This window comes from Candidatus Magnetobacterium casense (genome assembly GCF_019173545.1).
GTDB lineage: Bacteria > Nitrospirota > Thermodesulfovibrionia > Thermodesulfovibrionales > Magnetobacteriaceae > Magnetobacterium > Magnetobacterium cryptolimnobacter.
Map to the genome: position 1 here is coordinate 1 of NZ_JABXWD010000693.1, position 1300 is coordinate 1300.

General features: G+C 52.8%; 2 protein-coding genes. Both read left to right on the forward strand.

Features of this window, described 5'->3' with window-relative positions; genetic code table 11:
• The first annotated feature begins 45 nt into the window (after positions 1–45).
• On the forward strand, positions 46–813 hold the full coding sequence (locus HWQ67_RS18795) for a hypothetical protein (RefSeq protein ID WP_218254225.1): 768 nt from the start codon (positions 46–48) through the stop codon (positions 811–813).
• A gap of 283 nt (positions 814–1096) precedes the next feature.
• Positions 1097–1300: hypothetical protein (locus HWQ67_RS18800; RefSeq protein WP_218254226.1), on the forward strand; the 204-nt coding region annotated here is incomplete at its 3' end.

The following is a 1300-nucleotide window of genomic DNA, read 5'->3' on the forward strand; positions in this document are numbered from 1 at the left end:
AGCGTGTGCTGAAGGATGCGGGTTAGATGAATAACGGGAGGGGGTATGTATAAGCTAACACGACCAGATGGATTTGATTTCTACTCGGGCACGATCAATTACCGAGAGAACATTGGCAAGATCATCCGTGTAACGGACTTCGATCCTGCTACCAAAGGGCCATGCGGTAAAGGGCTTCATGCGTCAAAAAATCCGAACGATTGCTTTGTGGGAGCTAATATCCCATGCGCTGCTTTTCGGGTCAAGGGCATTCAGCCTATTGCTAGTGATACCGAAAAGACACGGTATCAGGCATTGAAGATATTGGAGGAAATAACAAATCTGGATGATCTTTTCGGATGGCGATATTCTGAGGCGATCAACCCTATCCATCCGTTTAAAATCAAACCACCTAAGATCACAGATGAACATATCCAGTTAGTTGAACAATGGGACAGCGTGAGGGCCAGCGTGGGGGACAGCATGTGGCCCAGCGTGAGGGCCAGCGTGGGGGACAGCGTGAGGGCCAGCGTGGGGGACAGCGTGTGGGCCATCGTGGGGGCCAGCGTGAGGGCCAGCGTGAGGGACAGCGTGGGGGACAGCGTGTGGGCCAGCGTGAGGGCCAGCGTGGGGGACAGCGTGAGGGCCAGCGTGGGGGCATATATTGGATCATTGTTTCCAAACATCACTGAATGGAAATATGCACCTAAAACTGAAGGATACCCATATCAGTCCTGCGTTGACCTATGGAAGCAGGGGCTTGTACCGAGCTACGATGGCAATAAATGGCGGTTACACAGTTGGCCTGAAGGCAAAGTATTGTGGACGGAATAACTGGCAGCCCCGAAAGGGGTGGGCATGGAGAAGCAGACCGGGTAGGGGCGGAGGGTTGTCTGCCTGCCAGTGAGCTTGCGGTAGGGCAGCGGGAAAGCGTTTGTAGGTCTGTTTAACAGAGTATGACTAGTCAACCATAACAGGCGCACCGACTAGTATCGGACCGTGAGAATCAAGTGTTCTACCGCAAGCACCAAATTCGGGCGGTGGTAGCCGGAACCAAAACCAGTAGGTATGGAGGGTTCAAGTCCCTCGCCGCCCGATCACCACGAAAGGAGAGGGGATGAGTGAGAGAAGGTTTGTGATAGCCGAGATAGACGATGACACTATTCCAGAAGAACGTGGATGGAAAGGTGAAGGTATAGGCATCACCGAGTCCGAGTTGAAGCGGAGACTTGCCTGTATAGCTGATGTAGATGAATCTCTTATCAGGGAGTCTATCATTGACATCCTCCTCCACGGCGAGGGGAAGGAGGCTGATCCTTAT

What these genes read in the sequence shown, in the direction of transcription:
- HWQ67_RS18795 (WP_218254225.1), top strand. Translation starts at nt 46, where the DNA reads ATGTATAAGCTAACACGACCAGATGGATTTGATTTCTACTCGGGCACG.